Below are 17,741 nucleotides of genomic sequence, written 5' to 3' on the forward strand. Positions count from 1 at the left end.
CAGACGCCATCAACGCTCCCGCATCATGACGACCCACAAGCTCCTGATCGCCAATCGCGGCGAAATCGCCATCCGGATCGCGCGGGCCGCCGCGGCCATGGGCATCCCCAGCGTCGCGCTGTACAGCGAAGACGACCGCGACGCGCTGCACGTGCGCAAGACCGACACTGCGGTGGCGCTGCCCGGCACTGGTCCGCGCGCCTACCTCGACATTGCCGCCGTGGTGGACGCCGCGCGGCGGGCGGGCTGCGGCATGGTGCACCCCGGTTACGGCTTCCTGTCCGAGAACGCCGACTTTGCGCAGGCCTGCCTGGACGCCGGGCTGGTCTTCGCCGGTCCTGCGCCCGACGTGCTGCGCCTGTTCGGCGACAAGGCCCGCGCCCGCGCGCTGGCGCGCGAGCATGGCGTGCCGGTCGTGCCCGGCACCGCTGGCCCGACCTCGCTGGAGCAGGCGCGGGCCTTCTTCGCCAGCCCCGACGGGCAAGCGGGCATGATGATCAAGGCGCTCGCCGGCGGCGGCGGGCGCGGCATGCGCGCCGTGCATCGCGCTGCCGCGATCGACGAGGCCTATGCACGCTGCGTCTCGGAAGCGAGCGGCGCATTCGGCAATGGCGCGGTCTATGTGGAGCGCATCGTCGCCGCACCGCGCCATATCGAGATCCAGGTGGTTGCAGACGCCGAGGGCCGCGTGCTGACGCTGGGCGAGCGCGAATGCAGCCTGCAGCGCCGCCACCAGAAGCTGGTGGAGATCGCCCCCAGCCCGTCATTGGATGACGCACTGCGCGCAAGGCTGGCCGATGCCGCCGCCACACTGGCGCGCGCCGCCGCCTATCGCGGCATCGGCACGTTCGAATTCCTGGTGGCAGACGGCGGCGCTGGCGGCCCATCGTTCTGGTTCATGGAGGCCAACCCGCGCCTGCAGGTCGAGCACACGGTGACCGAGATGGTGACCGGCGTCGACCTCGTGCAAACCCAGCTGGCCATCGCCGCCGGCGCACGCCTGGCCGACCTGGGCCTGGAGCAGGCACCCGCGCCGCGCGGCATCGCGGTGCAGTTGCGCATCAATGCCGAGCACCTCGACGCGCAGGGCCAGCTGCGCCCGGCCAGCGGCACGCTGACGGCGTTCGAGCCGCCCAATGGGCCAGGCGTGCGCGTGGACAGCGCGGGCTTTGCCGGCATGACGGCGAATCCGCGCTTCGATTCGCTGCTGGCCAAGCTGATCGTGCACGAACCCGGGGGCGACTACGCGCGTGCGCTGGCGGTCGCCTACCGCGCGCTGTGCGAGTTCCGCATCGAAGGCATCGATACCAACCGCCGCTTGCTGCAGGACCTGCTGCAGCTGGACGACGTGCGCCGCAATGCCGTGCACACGCAGTACCTGGACCAGGCGCTGGCTGCACTGGCGACTGCCGAGGCCGACCACCCGGTGCTGCACGCGCCGCCCGCCCTCGCCGACGGCGCGCTGGCCGATGCGGACCAGGCGCTGGCCGACCTCCCCGACGACGCCATCGCCGTGCCGGCGCCCATGGACGGCGCGCTCGCCGCCATCCACGTGTGCGAAGGCGACACGGTCAGGCGCGGCCAGCCGCTGGCCATCATCGAAGCGATGAAGATGGAGCATCCGCTGGAGGCGCCCGCCGCCGGCACGGTGCTGCGCGTGCTGGCCGTTGCAGGTGCCACGCTGCGCGCCGGGGCCGCGGTGATCGTGCTGGCGCCCGGCGACGATGCCGGCCATGCCGCCGAGACCGCCGCAGCGGCCGACCTCGGCCATGTGCGCGCGGACCTTCGCGAAACGCTGGAGCGCCACGCCCTTGGCCACGACGCCGCACGCGCCCAGGCCGTCACCAGGCGCCACGCCCAGGGTGGCCGCACGGCGCGCGAGAACATCGCCCAGCTGTGCGACGACAACTCCTTCATCGAGTACGGCGCGCTCGCCATCGCCGCGCAACGGCAGCGCCGCAGCGTCGAGGACCTGGTCAGCGCCACGCCCGCCGACGGCATCGTCACCGGTATCGGCACCGTCAACGCGGCGCGCTTTCCCGGTGCCGATGCGCGCTGCATGGTGCTGGCCTACGACTACACCGTGCTGGCCGGCACGCAGGGCTTCTATGGCCACAAGAAGCTGGACCGGATGCTGGCGCTGGCGCGCCAGTGGCAGGTGCCGGTGGTGCTGTTTGCCGAGGGCGGCGGCGGCCGGCCGGGCGATACCGACATGCCGGTGGTGGCCGGGCTGGACTGCACCTCGTTCATCCAGTTCGCGCGGCTGTCGGGCCAGGTGCCGCTGGTGGGCATCGTGTCCGGCCGCTGCTTTGCCGGCAACGCCGCGCTGCTGGGCTGCGCCGACGTCATCATCGCCACGCGCAGCGCCACCATCGGCATGGGCGGGCCGGCCATGATTGAAGGCGGCGGGCTGGGCGTGTTCGCGCCCGAGGAAGTGGGCCCGGTCAGCGTGCAGGGGCCCAACGGCGTGATCGACGTGCTGGTCGATGACGAAGCGGCCGCGGTCGATGCCGCGCAACGCTACCTGTCCTACTTCCAGGGCGACGTCCATGACTGGCAGGCGGATGACCCGCGCCACCTGCGCCACGCCATCCCCGAGAACCGCCTGCGCAGCTACGACATGCGCGCGGTGATCGCCGCCATGGCGGACAGCGGCTCGGTGCTGGAGCTGCGCGCGGCGTTCGGCACCGGCATCATCACCGCACTGATCCGCATCGAAGGCCGCGCCTTCGGCTGCATCGCCAACAACCCGCGCCACCTCGGCGGCGCCATCGACAGCGCCGCCGCCGACAAGGCCGCGCGCTTCATGCAGCTGTGCGACGCGCACGGGCTGCCGATGGTGTCGCTGTGCGACACCCCGGGCTTCATGGTCGGGCCGCAGGCCGAGAAAACCGCCACGGTGCGGCACGTGTCGCGCCTCTTTGTCACCGCTGGCGCGCTGCGCGTGCCGTTCTTCACGGTGGTGCTGCGCAAGGGCTACGGGCTGGGCGCGCAGGCCATGGCCGGCGGCAGCTTTGCCGCGCCCTTCTTCACCGCGGCCTGGCCCAGCGGCGAGTTCGGCGCAATGGGCATCGAGGGCTCGATCCGGCTGGGCTTTCGCAAGGAGCTGGAGGCCGTGGCCGACCCCGACGAGCGCGCGGCGTTGTTCGCGCGCATGGTCGACGGCGCCTACCAGCGCGGCCGCGCGCTCAACATGGCCAGCCACCTGGAGATCGATGCGGTGATCGACCCTGCCGACACGCGGCGCTGGCTGCTGCGCGGGCTGGCCTCGGTGCCGCCGGGGAGCCTCGGCCGCCTGGCCAACGCACCGAGACGTTTCATCGATACCTGGTAAGCGGCGCGTCAGCTTAGTTGGCCGCGGTCTTGCCGCCCGCGGTCAGCGTGCCGGTGCGCGTGGCCGGCGGCACCAGCCGCTGCAGCGCGGCCTCGCGCTCGGCGGCGGGCAGCGCGCCGATACGGGCGGCCTCGTCATAGAAGCGCTGCCAGTCGCCGTTGCACTGCGCCAGCAACGCGGTGAAGGCCGGCACCCACTGCTGGTAGGTGGCCACCGCGGCCAGGTGGGCGTTGGTCAGCGGCTGGTCGAACCAGCGGTCATAGCCGCTGAAGCCGCCCCACTCCGTGCGCAGCCGCGCGTACTCGGTGCGCAGGTCGGCGAAGATTTTGGCCTTGCCCTCTCGCTTGGCGCCGTCATCGAGCGGGGTCTGGTACAGCGCCACCAGCCGGTCGCGCGTGCCCAGCAACAGCGCGCGGAACTGCTGGCGCCGGGCATCGTACTGCCGATAGCTGGCGCGCGCGTCCTCCGACGCATCCTCGGCCAGCCAGCGCTCCACGCCCGCGGCTTCCACCGCGGTGGCGAAGGACTCGTTGAAGGCGGTGTCGTTGCGCACGTACACCACCTGGTGCGCCAGTTCGTGGAAGATCAGCCGCGCCAGTTCGCCCTCGGGCAGATAGACGAAGGTATTGAGCAGCGGGTCGTCGAAATAGCCCAGCGTCGAATAGGCGGGGATGCCAGCCACGTACGTCTCAAACCCGTCGCGGCGCAATCCCTGCGCATACTGCTCGGCATCGGACTGGGCGTAGTAGCCGCGGTAGCTGATGCAGCCGACGATGGGGAAGCACCACTTGCGCAGGTCCATCGACAGCTCGGGCGTGGCGAACACGCTCCACACCACATAGGGCCGGTGCAGGTTGGCGTAGCGGCGGTAGCTGCCGTTCTCGGGCAGCTTCAGTTCGCGCGAGGCGAAGTCGCGCATGCGGCCGGCCAGCGCCAGCCGCTGCGCCAGGCGCGCATCGTTGGCGTCGCGCGCGCTGGCGATGGCGTCGGTCAGCGGTTGTGCCTGGGCCATCACGCCCAAGTGGCCGCCGATCGACTGCGCGTAGTAGCCGACGGCCTCACACCCGGCCGTCACCAGGACCACCGCGGTGAGGCCGGTCGCCGCCAGGAGTGCCGCCCAGCGCCGGCGGCCAGGCTGCGGCGTCATGCCGGCCGGACTGCCCCTTCCGTGCAGGCCTCGACCTGCACCAGGCAGTCATAGAACACCGGCGCGCGGCCCAGGTCGGTCAGGCGCTGGCTGGTCAGCTCATTGGCGTTCTTGCCGTCCGAAGCCAGCTTCTTCCACCAGATCGACAGGCCCACCACCAGCCCGCGCCGGGCGCGGTCGGTGACGCGGGCGCGCGCCACCATGCTGCCGCGGTCGTTGAAGACGCGCACCATGGCGCCGTGCACGATGCCGCGCTCGGCGGCGTCAGCCGGGTGGATGTCCAGGTGCGGCTCGCCCTCGGTGGCGCGCAGGCTGTCGACGTTGACGAAGGAGCTGTTGAGGAAGTTGCGCGCCGGCGGCGAGATCATCGCCAGCGGATAGCGCGCCGCAAGTTCGGGCGCGGTCAGCGGCGCCTCGTACTGCGGCACGTAGTCAGGCAGCGGGTCGAGGCCGTCGCGCGCCATCGGCTCCGAATAGAACTGGCACTTGCCCGATACGGTCGGGAAGCCACCCTCGGCGAACGGCGCCGCCGGCAGCGCCAGCTTCTGCCAGCCCTGCTCCTTCAATGATTCCCAGCTGATGCCGGCCGCGCGCGCATCGCCCGGAATGATGGCCTGCGCGGCGATGGCCTCGTCGCTGTCGGCAAAGCACGCTTCAGTGAAGCCCAGGCGCTGCGCCAGCCGGCGGAAGATCTCGGTATTGGGCAGGGCCTCGCCCATCGGCGCGATGGCGGCGTTGTTGGCCAGGAAATAGGTGTGGCCGTAGGCCTTGTGCACGTCGGTGTGCTCAAGCTGCGTGGTCGCCGGCAGCAGGATGTCGGCATAGTCGGCGGTGTCGGTGCGGAAGTGCTCCAGCACCACCGTGAACAGGTCCTCGCGAGCGAAGCCCGCGGCGACCTTGCCGGATTCCGGCGCCACCGCGACCGGGTTGCTGTTGTAGACCACCACGGCCTCGATGCGCGGCGCGCCGGGCGCCGGCTCGGCCAGCAGCGCGTCGCCGATGGTGCTCATGTTGACGATGCGCGGCAGCTGCTGCGGCCAGCCAGGCAGCAGGTCGGGGCGCTGCAGGGCGGCTTCGTTGATCGGGAAGAAGCCCGAGGTCGACAGCTGCAGCCCGCCCGCGGGCTGGCGCCAGGCGCCCACCAGCGACGGCAGGCACGCCACCGCGCGCACCGCCTGGCCGCCGCCGTGCACGCGCTGCATGCCGTAGTTCAGGCGGATCGCCACCGGCTGACGCTCGCGCACCGCCAGCTGGCCGTAGAGGCCGGCCAGCCATTCGATGTCCTCGGCCGGGATGGCGCAGATCTCGGCCGCGCGTGCCGGGGTGTAGGCCTGCGCGCGCTCGCGCAGCGCCTCGAAGCCGACGGTGTGGCGTTCGATGTAGTCGTGGTCGAGCAGGTCGTCGCGGATCAGCACATGGATCAGCGCCAGCGCCAGCGCGCCGTCGGTGCCGGGCATCGGCGCGATATGGCGGAGGCACTTCTCGGCGCTCAGCGAGCGGTACGGGTCGATCGCGACCAGCGTGGCGCCGCGCCGCTTGGCTTCCTGCGCGCGGGTCCAGAAATGCAGGTTGGAGGCAATCGGGTTGCCGCCCCAGATGATCACCAGCCTGGCATCGACCACGTGCTCCATGTCCATGCCCACGCTGGCGCCGTAGGTGTAGCGCAGCGCGGTGGCGCCGGCGCTGGCGCAGATGGTGCGGTCCAGCCGCGACGCGCCCAGCTTGTTGAAGAAGCGCGCGGCCATGCTCTCGCCCTGCACCAGCCCCATGGTGCCGGCGTAGCTGTACGGCACGATCGCCTGCGGATCGCGCGCCGCGATCGCCTGCAGGCGGGTGGCGATGGTGTCGAGCGCCTCGTCCCAGGAGATCGGCGCGAACTTCCCTTCGCCCTTCCTGCCGATGCGCTTCATCGGTGTCAGCAGCCGGTCCGGGTGGTAGGTGCGCTCGGTGTAGCGCGACACCTTGGTGCACAGCACGCCCTGCGTGCCGGGATGGTCGGGATCGCCCGCTACCTTGACGGCACGGCCGTCCTCGACGGTGACGAGCAAAGCACAAGTGTCGGGGCAGTCATGCGGGCAGGCGGCGCGGACGATGCGGGAAGCCATGGGGTCTCCGGGCGGGGTGTGTTGTTTTTTCGTTCGGTCGTACGGAACTGGAGATGCCGGCGCAGGCGCGCTGGTAGCGGCGCCCGAGCCGCGCCGGCGGGCGGCGCTTTCCCGGCCGTGCGGGGGGATGGCGGGGAGTATCTCGATCCGATTGTATTCGATTATGATGTGCCGGCGCGCTGCCGGCACAGACCGGTACGCGCACCATGCCGCACGACGTGAGCAATTCGCCGGCGAGAGACCGGCCGACGCGGCAAACGGGTAATCGAACCACATTTCGCGGGGGGTTTATGTCGTTCCGATCCGGGGTCAATGGCCGGCTTGCCGGCCTGCTGGTGGCGTGCGCCATCGGCACGGGTGGCGCATCCTGCGCTGCCTTCGCGGCCAACACGGCGGGCATCCCCGCCACATCCGAAAACGGCGTCACCGCCGACACCATCCTGCTGGGCCAGTCCGCCGCGCTGACCGGCCCGACCGCCGTGCTCGGCAAGCAGATGAACTCGGGCGCACGGCTGTATTTCGACCATATCAACCAGCAGGGCGGCATCCACGGCCGCAAGATCCGGTTGGAGGCGCTAGACGACTACTACGAACCCGAGCCCGCCGCCAGGAACACCAGGAAGCTGATCGAGGAAGACCGCGTCTTCGCCCTCTTCGGCTATGTCGGCACGCCCACCAGCCAGGCCGCGCTGCCGCTGGCAATCCAGGCCAGGGTGCCGTTCTTTGGCCCGTACACCGGGGCGCAGTCGCTGCGCGAGCCGCGCAGCCGCTACGTCTTCCATGTGCGCGCCGGCTACAACGAGGAAACCGCGGCCATCCTGCGCCAGATCCAGACCACCGGGCTCAGGCGCGTGGCCGTGGTCTACAACGAGGACGCCTACGGCAAGGCCGGACTGGATGGTCTGGAGCGCGCGCTCAAGGCCGCGCCCGACAGCGGCGTGCAGATCGTCGCGCGCGAACCCGTGGTCCGCAACACCACGGAAATCGGCGACGCCATCCAGGGTTCGATGAAGGCCAGGCCCGACGCCGTGGTGATGATCAGTGCCTACCGCACCGCCGGCGCCTTCGTGAAGGAAGCGCTGCGCCGCGGCTACAACGGCCAGTTCTACAACGTCTCCTTCGTCGGCACGCAGGCGCTGGCCAACGAGGTCGGCGCGCAGGGCAGCGGCGTGATCATCTCGCAGGTGATGCCGCACCCGGGCAACGCCACGCTGCCGATCGTGCGGGAGTACCTGCGCCTGCTGCAGGCCGCCGGCAAGCCCAGTGAATTCGACTACGCCAGCATCGAAGGCTTTATCGCCGCCAAGGCGTTCACCGAGGGCCTGCGCCGCGCGGGCAAGGACCTGACGCGCGAAAAGCTGGTGACCGCCCTCGAGTCAATGCGCAGCTATGACCTCGGCGGGTTTATCGTCAACTTCACGCCGGAGAATCACGTGGGCTCGAAGTTCGTGGAGATGACGATCATCAATTCGAAGGGGCAGGTGATCCGCTGAGACTCAAGGTTTTCTCCTCCCTCGCGCAGGGAGGAGAAAACCAGGCCCTACTCCATGTCGTTCAGGTGACACGCCGAGAACCGCATCGGCGCAATCTCCTTCAGCAGCGGCTGCTCTTCCCGGCAACGCGGCATCGCATGCGGGCAGCGCGGGTGGAAATGGCAGCCTGGCGGCGGGTTCAGCGGCGACGGGATCTCGCCGCGGATCGCCACATAGGTCTTGCGGGCCACCTCCAGCTTGGGCGCCTCGGCCAGCAGGGCCTGGGTATAGGGATGGTTGGGCGCGGCGAACACGTCTTCTGTCGGCGCGGATTCCACCACCCGCCCCAGGTACATGATCACCACGCGGTCGCTGATGTGCTTGACCACGCCCAGGTCATGGCTGATGAACAGGTAGGTCAGGTTCAGGTCTTCACGCAGGCGCATGAACAGGTTCAGCACCTGGGCCTGGATCGACACGTCCAGCGCCGCCACCGACTCGTCGCACACCAGGAACTCGGGCTTCACCGCCAGCGCCCGGGCAATGCCGATGCGCGCGCGCTGCCCGCCGGAAAACTGGTGCGGAAAGCGCCGCAGCACGGTCGGGTCCATGCCCACGCGCACCAGCATGTCTTCCACATAGCCCTTCTGCGCGCCGCGCTCGACCATGCCGTGCACCACCGGCGCCTCGCCCACGATATCCAGCACGCGCAGCCGCGGATTGAGCGAGGCGTACGGGTCCTGGAAGATCATCTGGATTGCCAGCTGCTTCTCGCGGCGCTTGTCGGGCGGCAGGTGGTCCAGGTTGATGCCGCGCCACAGGCGCTCGCCCTCGGTCAGCGAGTGCAGGCCCACGGCCATGCGCCCGAGCGTGGACTTGCCGCAGCCGGACTCGCCGACCAGGCCCACCACTTCGCCGGCGCGGATGCTCAGGTCGACGCGGTCGACCGCGTGCACCACCTCGTCGTGCGCATGGGCGCCGAACAGGTTGGCGATGCGCGCGGCGGTGTCGAGCGACTTGACGAAGCGCTTGGACACGCCGCGCAGCTCCAGGATCGGCGCGCTCGGCGTGCCCCCCTCTTCCGCTGCAGGATTCGTCATCGGTCGGGATTGCAGTTCAGTTGCGCTCATGCTGCCTCCTGGTTGGCCAGCACCGGATGGAAGCAGCGCAGGCGGCGGCCGTCGGCGGCGGTCTCCAGCGGCGGCTCGGTCTTGCAGGCAGCGGTGGCGTAGGGACAGCGTTCGCGGAACGCACAGCCGCCCGGCAGGTTCAGCAGCGACGGCGTCATGCCCGGGATCTGCCGCAGCGGCGTGCCGCGCGGATTGCGCGACGGCGCCGAGCTGATCAGCCCGTGGGTGTAGGGGTGTTCGGGGTGTTCCAGCACCTGGCGCACGTCGCCGGCCTCGACGATCTTGCCGGCGTACATCACGCACACGGTATCGGCCAGCCCCGCCACCACCGACAGGTCGTGCGTGATCCAGATCAGCGCCGTACCCGATTCGCGGCACAGGGTCTGCATCTCGTACAGGATCTGGCCCTGGATGGTGACGTCCAGCGCGGTGGTCGGTTCGTCGGCAATGATCAGGTCGGGCTTGTTCAACAGCGCGATCGCGATCGCCACGCGCTGGCGCATGCCGCCCGAGAACTGGTGCGGATAGGCCTGCAGGCGCTCGTCCGGCGACGGGATGCCGACCCGCGCGAGCGCATTGCGCGCGCGTTCGCGCGCCACCGCCTTGCCCACCTTTTCATGCGCCAGGACCGCCTCGATCATCTGCGTGTCGATGCGCAGGACCGGGTTCAGCGTCATCATCGGGTCCTGGAAGATCATCGCGATGCGGTTGCCGCGCACGTCGCGCTGCTGCGCGGGCGTGAGCGCGCGCAGGTCGCGGGTGATGCCGTCGCGGCTGGTCAGCGCGATGCGGCCGTCGACGATCTTCCCGGGCGGGTCGATCAGGCCCATGATCGAATAGCCGGTCATGGACTTGCCCGAGCCGGACTCGCCCACCAGCCCCATGATCTCGCCGCGGCCCACGGTAAAGGACACGTCGTCGACGGCCTTGGCGATGCCGCCGCGCGTGTGGAATTGCGTCTTCAGGTGTTCAACCACCAACGTCGGTTGTGCCATGTTCCGCTCCTGGTTATTGCGTCTGCAGGCGCGGGTTGAGGACATCGCGCAGCTGGTCGGCCACCAGGTTCATCGCCACGATGGTGACCACCAGCGCGATGCCCGGGAAGAAGCTGATCCAGTACTTGCCCGACAGCATGTACTGCTGCCCGTTGGAGATCAGCGATCCCAGCGAGGGCTCGGTGACCGGCACGCCCAGCCCGAGGAAGGACAGCGTCGCTTCCAGCGTGATCGCCGAGGCCACCTGCAGCGCCGCGATCACGATCAGCGGCGGCAGGCAGTTGGGCAGCAGGTGGCGGAACATGATGCGCATCGGCGGCAGGCCCAGGCAGGTGGCGGCCTCGATATATTCCTTGCGGCGCTCCACCAGCGCGGCGCTGCGCGTGGTGCGGGCGTAGTAGGCCCACTGCACCGCCACCAGCGCGATCACGATATTGCCCAGGCCCGGGCGCAGGAAGGCCAGCAGGATCAGCGCCAGCAGGATCGGCGGGAACGACAGCTGCAGGTCGGCCACGCGCATGATGAAGGCCTCGGTGCGCCCGCCCAGGAAGCCGGCCAGCAGGCCGAGCGTGGCGCCCAGCAGCAGCGCGATCACGGTGCTGACCACGCCCACGCCGATGCTGATGCGCAGGCCGTACATCACCGCCGACAGGATGTCGCGGCCCTGCTCGTCCGAACCCAGCAGGAAGGTCATGCCGGTGCCGGCCTGCTCGCCCGGCGCCAGGCGCGCGTCGAGCACGTCCAGCGTGGCCAGGTCATAGGGGTTCTGCGGCGCCAGCCACGGCGCGAAGATGGCGATCAGGATGATGATGACCAGCGTGGCCAGTCCGGCCACGGCAATCTTGCTGGAGAAGAACTCCGCGGCAAAGCGCCGCCACGGCGACTGTTCGCGCGCCGCGGCGGGCGGCGGGGTCTTGTCCTCTTGTTCTACAGATACGGCACTCATGGCTCAGCCCTTGTTGTCGGCAATGCGCACGCGCGGATCGAGCATGCTGTAGATGATGTCCACCACCAGGTTGATCAGGATGAACAGCGTCACGATCACCATCAGGTAGGCGACGATCACCGGCCGGTCCAGCAGCTGGATCGAGTCGATGATGAGCTTGCCCATGCCGGGCCAGGCGAAGATGGTCTCGGTCACGATCGCAAACGCGATGATCGAGCCGAACTGCAGCGCGATCACCGTGACGATCGGGATCAGGATGTTCTTCAGCACATGCACGCCGACAATGCGCGTGTTCGACAGGCCCTTGGCGCGCGCGAACTTGACGTAGTCCTGCATCATCGCCTCCTGCGTGCCGGCGCGCGTGAGCCGGATCACCATGGCGATATTCAGGAGCGACAGCGTTACCGCCGGCAGGATCAGGTGGCGGATGCCGTCGGCAGTCAGGAAGCTGAGCGGGATGCCGAGCACGCGCACGGTCTCGCCGCGCCCGTTGGAGGGCAGCCAGCCGAGCTGCACCGCGAACACCATGATCAGCATCAGCCCGACCCAGAAGGTGGGCAGCGAGAAGCCCAGGATCGACACCGCCATGATCGACTTGCCGGCCATGCCCTTGGGCCGCAGCCCGGCCCACAGGCCCAGCGGGATGCCCAGCACGATCGCCAGCAGGATCGCGCAGATGGCCAGCTCCATGGTGGCGGGCATGCGCTCGAAGATCAGCTTGAGCGCCGGCGTGCCGTGCGCGAACGAGGTGCCCAGGTTGCCTTGCAGCGCATTCTGCAGGAACACCCAGTACTGCTCCCACAGCGGCTTGTCCAGGCCCAGCGCCGCGATGGTGCGCTTGATGTCCTCCTGGTCGGCCTGCGGGTTGATCAGGATGTCGACGGGATTGCCGATGGCAAAGACGCCGAGGAAAACCAGCAGCGACATGACGAAGAGCACGACCACGCTCTGCATCAGGCGCCGGATGATAAAGACCAGCATGTTCGAACCACTTTCCTTTCGCGCGCGAATGCACGCCACGCCCGGGCCGCGCCGTGGCGCTCCCGGGTGTGGCGCGGCAGCCATGCGCGGCACCGCAAACTCGGCCAGCAGACCATCCGCCGGCCGAGGCTCCTGTTGTCTGGGCTGACCGGAGCTTACTGGGGCTTGAAGTTATGCGCGTAGGTGCGCTCGTCGGTACGCGGCACGTAGACGATGCCCTTTTGCGTGGCCCAGGTGGTCACCTGCTGGTGGATCGGGATGATACCGCCATCGTTGATCGCGATCGCGGTGGCCTCCTGCAGCAGCTTGGAGCGCTCGTTGTCGTCCACGGTGGACAGCGCCTTCTCCAGCACCACGTCCATCTTGGGGTTGCAGTACTCGCCCCAGTTGGTGGTGCCGAAGCCCTTCTTGCTGTCCTCGCACGCCAGCAGCGCGCGCAGCGGCGAGCTGACCTCGCCGGTCTGCGCGCCCCATCCCAGCAGCCCGAACGACCACTCGTGCTTGATGCCCTTGGACGAGTACGTCGCCATCGGCATGCCTTCGACCTTGGTGGCGATGCCGATCCGGGTCAGGTTCTGCGCAATGGTCTGCGCGATCTTCTCGTCGTTGACGTAGCGGTTGTTGGGCGTGTGCAGCGTCACGCCGAAGCCGTTCGGGAAGCCGGCCTCGGCCAGCAGCTTCTTGGCGGCCTCGGGGTCGTACTTGACCGTCTTCAGGTTGGGGTTGTAGCCGAACAGCGTCGGCGGCACCAGGTTGTTGGTCGGCTCGGACAGGCCTTCCATCAGTCGGTCCTTGATGCCCTGCCGGTTGATCGCCATGCTGATGGCATTGCGCACGCGCGCGTCCTTCAGCGGGTTCTTGTCCAGCGGTGCGCCTTCCTTCGTCGTGACATAGGGCGACTTGTCGCGCTTGGCATCGAAATACAGGTAGATCACGCGGTGCGAGATCTTGGAGAAGAACGACAGCTTGGGATCCTGGCGCACCTTGGGCAGGTCAGGCGTGGGCACGTTCTCGATCGCCTGCACGTCGCCCGACAGCAGCGCCGCCAGGCGCGTCGCCGGATTGGGGATGAAGCGCAGCGTGACCTTGTCCCAGGCCGGCTTGGCGCCCCAGTAGTCGTTGTTGCGCACCAGCTCGACCCGGTCGTCGCGGGCATAGCTGACGAACTTGAACGGCCCGGTGCCGACCATGCCCTTGCCCTGCGCGAAGTCATCCGAGCTCAGCCCCTGCGTCGCCTTCTTCTGCACGATGAAGATCGACGTGAGGTCGTTCAGCATCAGCGGATAAGGCTGGCTGGTGGTCAGCTGGATGGTGTGCTTGTCGATGATCTTCTTGTTGACGATCGCCTTGGTGTAGACATCGAACTTGCCCGGGCTGTTCTGGATGGTGGCCGGGCGGTCCAGCGACCAGATCACGTCTTCGGCGGTCAGCTCGGAGCCGTCGTGGAACTTCACGCCCTTGCGGATCTTGAATTCCCAGGTGAGGTTGTTGACCAGCTTCCACGACTCGGCCAGGCCCGGGATGATGCGGCTGTCCGGGTCCATCTTGGTCAGCGAGTCAAAGATATGCTCGGAGACGTTGATGTTGGAGAACAGGTTGTAGAAGTGCGGATCCATCGAGGTTGGCGGCGAACTCATGGCCAGTTTGAGGTCCGCGGCCTGGGCGGTGCCGGCGAGCGCCAGGCCAAGGGCCCCGGCTACCGCCACCACACCAATTGCCTTCTTGAAAGTGCGAAGGGACATCGCGCAATTCTCCCTGTAGGAAGTGAAGCAGACGTTTTAGGATCGGCAATGCGCCGCGCCGCGGGTCACGCGGCGGCGCTGCGTTTTGGTGCGGTTTGGGGTGCGGTTGCGCATCACAAAGCGACGAATTTGCCGGCCGGGCACTTCAAGCATGAACTGTTCCAGCAGTGCGCATGTCGCGGCAATGCGGGGAAACCCACCCGCGCTGGCATATTGCACTGCGCCAACCTGGCAAGCGCGCAGGAAATCGCCGCATTTTGGCGCTTTGCGGAGAGGCATCGTATGATCGGGGTATCCAACGCTAACGCCCCTAACGTCCAGGGCAGCCAGGCATCATGAAGCTCATCCCCGAAATCCTGCAGGCACAAGCCGAAATCCGCGCGATCCGGCGCGACATCCACGCCCACCCGGAACTCTGCTTCGAAGAACAGCGCACTGCCGACGTGGTCGCGCAGAACCTGGAATCGTGGGGCATCGAAGTGCATCGCGGCCTGGGCACCACAGGCCTGGTGGGCGTGATCCGCAACGGCAACAGCCCGCGCACCATCGGCCTGCGCGCCGACATGGACGCGCTGCCGCTGCAGGAAGCGAACACCTTTGATCACCGCTCGCAGCACACCGGCAAGATGCACGCCTGCGGCCACGACGGCCACACCGCCATGCTGCTCGGCGCGGCGCGCTACCTGGCGCAGCATAAGCCCTTCGACGGCACCGTGCACCTGATTTTCCAGCCGGCCGAGGAAGGCGGCGGCGGCGCCCGCGAAATGATCAAGGACGGGCTGTTCGAGCGCTTTCCGTGCGACGCGGTGTTCGGCGTGCACAACTGGCCGGGCATGCCGGTCGGCTCGTTCGGCACGCGCGCGGGCCCGCTGATGGCATCGAGCAACGAGTTCCGCATCGTGGTGCGCGGCAAGGGTGCGCATGCGGCCATGCCCAACAACGGCAACGACCCGGTCTTCACCGCTGCGCAGATCGTGTCGGCGCTGCAGGGCATCATCACGCGCAACAAGCGCCCGATCGATACCGCGGTGATCTCGGTCACGCAGTTCCACGCAGGCGACGCCACCAATATCGTGCCGGACCAGGCCTGGATCGGCGGCACGGTGCGCACGTTCACGGTGCCGGTGCTGGACCTGATCGAACGGCGCATGGAAGAAGTGGCGCGCGCGGTGGCGGCGGCATTCGACTGCACCATCGGATACGAATTCCACCGCAACTATCCGCCGACCATCAACAGCGAGGCCGAGACCGGCTTTGCGGCCACGGTCGCCGCGGAACTGGTCGGTGCGGACAACGTCGACAGCAATATCGAGCCCACCATGGGCGCCGAGGACTTCTCGTTCATGCTGCAGCACAAGCCGGGCTGCTACCTGTTCCTGGGCAACGGCGACGGCGGCCATCGCGACGCCGGCCATGGCATCGGGCCCTGCATGCTGCACAACCCGAGCTACGATTTCAACGACGAACTGCTGCCGGTCGGCTCGACGTTCTTCGTGCGGCTGGTGGAAAAGTGGCTGGCGCCTGCGTGACGTTACGTACCTGAGCACAGCACAACGATAAAAAACTGGGGAGCATCCGCGATGGGCCGCCTGGCGCTGGATCGCGAGACAGCGCGCAGCTTCGCGCGCGTGGCGCTGGACAATATCCTGCGCCGCTATCCGTACAAGCTGGACCACATGATGGCCAGTGCCGGTGACCTGGCCGAACCGTCGGCCTGGCATCCGGTCTTCTGCGGCAGCTACGACTGGCACTCCAGCGTGCACATGCACTGGTTGCTGGCGCGGCTGCTGGCGCTGTCGCCGGACCTGGAGGAGGCGCCCCGCATCCGCGCAACGCTGGACGCCCAACTGCGTCCAGAGCACATCGCGGTCGAACTGGCCTACTTCCAGCAGCCCCTTTCGCGCACCTTCGAACGCCCCTATGGCTGGGGCTGGATGCTGAAACTGCAGGCGGAGTTGCTGGCGCTGGCGCGGCAGGACGCCCAGGCAGCCACCTGGGCCGAGGCATGCGCGCCGCTGGCATCGCACCTGTCACGGCAACTGGCGGATTTCCTGGATGCAGCGGTATTCCCGGTGCGCACCGGCACCCATTACAACAGCGCCTTCGCCCTGGTGATGGCCATGGCCTATGCGCGCGCACACCAGGACTTCACCTTGCGGCGCGCCATCGTGCGGCGCGCCCACCGCTGGTTCGGACATGATCAGAAATACCCGGCGCGATATGAGCCCGGCGGCGATGAATTCCTGTCCGGCGGGCTGACCGAAGCCGTGCTGATGCACGCCGTGATGGACGGCTGCGCGTTTTCAGAATGGTGGGATTTGTTCGTGCCGGGGCAGGCGGAACTGGCCAACTGGCTGACGCCGGTGGAAGTGACCAATCGCAGCGACCCCAAGACCTCGCACCTGGACGGGCTCAACCTTTCGCGCGCCTGGTGCTGGCGCATGCTGGAGCCCGCCCTGCCCGAGCCGCTGCGGCCGCTGGCCATCCGGGCATGGTCCGATCATCTCGAGGCATCGCTGCCGCAGGCGGTCGAGGGCGAGTATGTGTCCACGCACTGGCTGGCCTCGTTCGCGGTGCTCGCGCTGGCCGAGCCTATCGGCGGCTGAAGGCGCCGCGGGGGCTTCAGTCCAGCGCGATGTCGCCGTACCAGGACTCGGCCTTGCTCTTGGTGTTGTCGGTATCGGTCATGATGCCCACGGCGATGACCGGGCCGGGGTCGGTCCCGAAGGCCTTGCGGTAGTCGGCGCGCAGGTCGCGCTCATGGCAACGCCACTCATTGGCGTGCTTCATGCCGCTATCCACCACGATCATGCGTACCCGGTCGGTGTGCGGATTCCTCACCAACGAGCCTTCCGCGCGCCGTCCGCCCCAGATGTACATCAGCGTGGCGTAGGGCATTTCGCGGCCGGTAGTCAGCCGCGCCATCTCGTACATCAGCTGGTCTTTCAAGGGCAGTGCACCCTTGTCGCCGTCGAAGGCGACGAACAGGCGCAACGGCGAATCCTCGCGCGGGCCGTGGCTGTTGTCGGCGTTGCGGATAATGCCGCTGGTCTTCCAGGTCCAGCGCAGCATGCCGGCATCGCGATCGCGCAGCGGGACATACAGGCCGGAGGCCGAACTCTCGGCCTGCGCATGGACGACCACGCGCTGGTCGACCTCTGCCATCGAATAACGGGTGGGCGTCTTGTTGCGGTTGATGGTCCAAGGCTGCCAGCCGATCGGCAACTGGTCGCGATGCGGTGACACCGAGAACAACGGCAGCGTGGCCAGGGTCAGCGGCGGCGCGGCATCGGCGGCTTCGCCGTCGTCGCCCGCCTCGGCTTCGGCCGCACTGGTGTTGGCGGCAGCCAGCGGATCGGCGGCAGCCAGCGGATCGGGCGACGACACCGCAGTCACCGCCGGGTCCGTCTGCGCTGCCGCGTACCCGGCCATGCGCCTGGCGAATGCCTGGCAATCGATCGCGGAAGTGTCGGCCATAGTGGCCGTGTCACCCGGGGGAACCGTGGAAACAGGGGGAGTGGATGCGCATCCTGCCAGCAGCAGCGCGCCGGCGGCGCCAGTCAAAACCAGCCGAAACACCTTGGCCGTCATGTAACCCCTCGAAACCCGAATCCGGACCTGCTCTGTTGGCAAGGGTCCGGCTATTGCTCACTACTTGCTGCAAACACGCGTTGCAACCGCCTTCGTGCCGCATGTGGGCACTTGGGTGTCGACCATAGCAGAAGGCGGACAGTCCCGGAATGCTCGGCGACCCGCGATGCGGCATGAAAACAACGAGGACATGCGTGCCTGCGCCGGCCCCCGGGCGTTTGCGCCGCGCCAAAGCAAAAACCCCCAGCCTTTTGGGGCTGGGGGTTCTGCAGTATAAGAGCCTGGCGATGACCTACTT

The 17,741-nt window shown here is 68.3% G+C and carries 12 protein-coding genes; 4 read left to right on the forward strand and 8 right to left on the reverse strand.

Annotated features, from left to right (window positions below; all coding sequences use genetic code 11):
- Positions 1–25 precede the first annotated feature (25 nt).
- Positions 26–3,334, forward strand: a complete 3,309-nt coding sequence (locus AC3WVS_RS30275; protein ID WP_492321589.1) for an acetyl-CoA carboxylase family protein — start codon at positions 26–28, stop codon at positions 3,332–3,334.
- A gap of 13 nt (positions 3,335–3,347) precedes the next feature.
- On the opposite strand, the gene AC3WVS_RS30280 is transcribed toward AC3WVS_RS30275, so the two are convergent.
- Positions 3,348–4,481 carry an aminopeptidase gene (locus AC3WVS_RS30280; RefSeq protein WP_492321590.1) on the reverse strand — a complete coding sequence of 378 codons (1,134 nt, stop codon included), beginning with the start codon at positions 4,479–4,481 and terminating at the stop codon, positions 3,348–3,350.
- A complete protein-coding gene (locus AC3WVS_RS30285; RefSeq protein WP_492321591.1) occupies positions 4,478–6,586 on the reverse strand; it encodes a molybdopterin-containing oxidoreductase family protein in 2,109 nt (702 codons plus the stop codon). Before AC3WVS_RS30285 ends, AC3WVS_RS30280 begins: the two co-directional genes overlap by 4 nt.
- A 290-nt stretch (positions 6,587–6,876) precedes the next feature.
- Between AC3WVS_RS30285 and AC3WVS_RS30290 the strand changes: the two genes are divergently transcribed.
- Positions 6,877–8,079: an ABC transporter substrate-binding protein gene (locus AC3WVS_RS30290; RefSeq protein ID WP_492321592.1), complete on the forward strand. Its 1,203-nt coding sequence runs from the start codon at positions 6,877–6,879 to the stop codon at positions 8,077–8,079.
- 47 nt (positions 8,080–8,126) lie between these two features.
- On the opposite strand, the gene AC3WVS_RS30295 is transcribed toward AC3WVS_RS30290, so the two are convergent.
- From AC3WVS_RS30295 to AC3WVS_RS30315, 5 genes are all read right to left on the reverse strand, one after another.
- Complete coding sequence (locus tag AC3WVS_RS30295; RefSeq protein WP_167686585.1) at positions 8,127–9,158, reverse strand: ABC transporter ATP-binding protein; 1,032 nt, start codon at positions 9,156–9,158, stop codon at positions 8,127–8,129.
- A gap of 26 nt (positions 9,159–9,184) precedes the next feature.
- Complete coding sequence (locus AC3WVS_RS30300) at positions 9,185–10,183, reverse strand: ABC transporter ATP-binding protein (RefSeq protein ID WP_010814791.1); 999 nt, start codon at positions 10,181–10,183, stop codon at positions 9,185–9,187.
- Positions 10,184–10,196: 13 nt separating this feature from the next.
- Complete coding sequence (locus AC3WVS_RS30305; RefSeq protein ID WP_492321593.1) at positions 10,197–11,129, reverse strand: ABC transporter permease; 933 nt, start codon at positions 11,127–11,129, stop codon at positions 10,197–10,199.
- A 3-nt stretch (positions 11,130–11,132) separates the two neighbouring features.
- Positions 11,133–12,110, reverse strand: coding sequence for an ABC transporter permease (locus AC3WVS_RS30310; RefSeq protein WP_492321594.1), 978 nt, complete (start codon positions 12,108–12,110; stop codon positions 11,133–11,135).
- A gap of 155 nt (positions 12,111–12,265) precedes the next feature.
- Positions 12,266–13,852, reverse strand: coding sequence for an ABC transporter substrate-binding protein (locus tag AC3WVS_RS30315; protein ID WP_492321595.1), 1,587 nt, complete (start codon positions 13,850–13,852; stop codon positions 12,266–12,268).
- 335 nt (positions 13,853–14,187) lie between these two features.
- On the opposite strand from AC3WVS_RS30315, the gene AC3WVS_RS30320 reads away from it, so the two are divergent.
- Together AC3WVS_RS30320 and AC3WVS_RS30325 are read left to right on the forward strand one after the other, a co-directional pair.
- Positions 14,188–15,381, forward strand: a complete 1,194-nt coding sequence (locus AC3WVS_RS30320; RefSeq protein WP_492321596.1) for a M20 aminoacylase family protein — start codon at positions 14,188–14,190, stop codon at positions 15,379–15,381.
- A gap of 51 nt (positions 15,382–15,432) precedes the next feature.
- A complete protein-coding gene (locus tag AC3WVS_RS30325) occupies positions 15,433–16,458 on the forward strand; it encodes a DUF2891 domain-containing protein (protein ID WP_492321597.1) in 1,026 nt (341 codons plus the stop codon).
- Between the two features lie 16 nt (positions 16,459–16,474).
- Here AC3WVS_RS30325 and AC3WVS_RS30330 read toward each other — a convergent pair whose 3' ends face one another.
- Positions 16,475–17,443 (reverse strand): DUF3047 domain-containing protein, encoded by a 969-nt coding sequence (locus tag AC3WVS_RS30330; protein WP_492321598.1) that lies wholly within the window; start codon positions 17,441–17,443, stop codon positions 16,475–16,477.
- Positions 17,444–17,741 lie beyond the last annotated feature (298 nt).

The sequence above is a fragment of the Cupriavidus sp. CPT47-8839-RL05A genome, assembly GCF_058792255.1.

Excerpts from the sequence above, each read along its gene's own strand:
- AC3WVS_RS30275 (WP_492321589.1), top strand. The coding sequence starts at position 26 with ATGACGACCCACAAGCTCCTGATCGCCAATCGCGGCGAAATCGCCATC.
- AC3WVS_RS30280 (WP_492321590.1), bottom strand. The coding sequence starts at position 4,481 with ATGACGCCGCAGCCTGGCCGCCGGCGCTGGGCGGCACTCCTGGCGGCG.
- AC3WVS_RS30285 (WP_492321591.1), bottom strand. The coding sequence starts at position 6,586 with ATGGCTTCCCGCATCGTCCGCGCCGCCTGCCCGCATGACTGCCCCGAC.
- AC3WVS_RS30290 (WP_492321592.1), top strand. The coding sequence starts at position 6,877 with ATGTCGTTCCGATCCGGGGTCAATGGCCGGCTTGCCGGCCTGCTGGTG.
- AC3WVS_RS30295 (WP_167686585.1), bottom strand. The coding sequence starts at position 9,158 with ATGACGAATCCTGCAGCGGAAGAGGGGGGCACGCCGAGCGCGCCGATC.
- AC3WVS_RS30300 (WP_010814791.1), bottom strand. The coding sequence starts at position 10,183 with ATGGCACAACCGACGTTGGTGGTTGAACACCTGAAGACGCAATTCCAC.
- AC3WVS_RS30305 (WP_492321593.1), bottom strand. The coding sequence starts at position 11,129 with ATGAGTGCCGTATCTGTAGAACAAGAGGACAAGACCCCGCCGCCCGCC.
- AC3WVS_RS30310 (WP_492321594.1), bottom strand. The coding sequence starts at position 12,110 with ATGCTGGTCTTTATCATCCGGCGCCTGATGCAGAGCGTGGTCGTGCTC.
- AC3WVS_RS30315 (WP_492321595.1), bottom strand. The coding sequence starts at position 13,852 with ATGTCCCTTCGCACTTTCAAGAAGGCAATTGGTGTGGTGGCGGTAGCC.
- AC3WVS_RS30320 (WP_492321596.1), top strand. The coding sequence starts at position 14,188 with ATGAAGCTCATCCCCGAAATCCTGCAGGCACAAGCCGAAATCCGCGCG.
- AC3WVS_RS30325 (WP_492321597.1), top strand. The coding sequence starts at position 15,433 with ATGGGCCGCCTGGCGCTGGATCGCGAGACAGCGCGCAGCTTCGCGCGC.
- AC3WVS_RS30330 (WP_492321598.1), bottom strand. The coding sequence starts at position 17,443 with ATGACGGCCAAGGTGTTTCGGCTGGTTTTGACTGGCGCCGCCGGCGCG.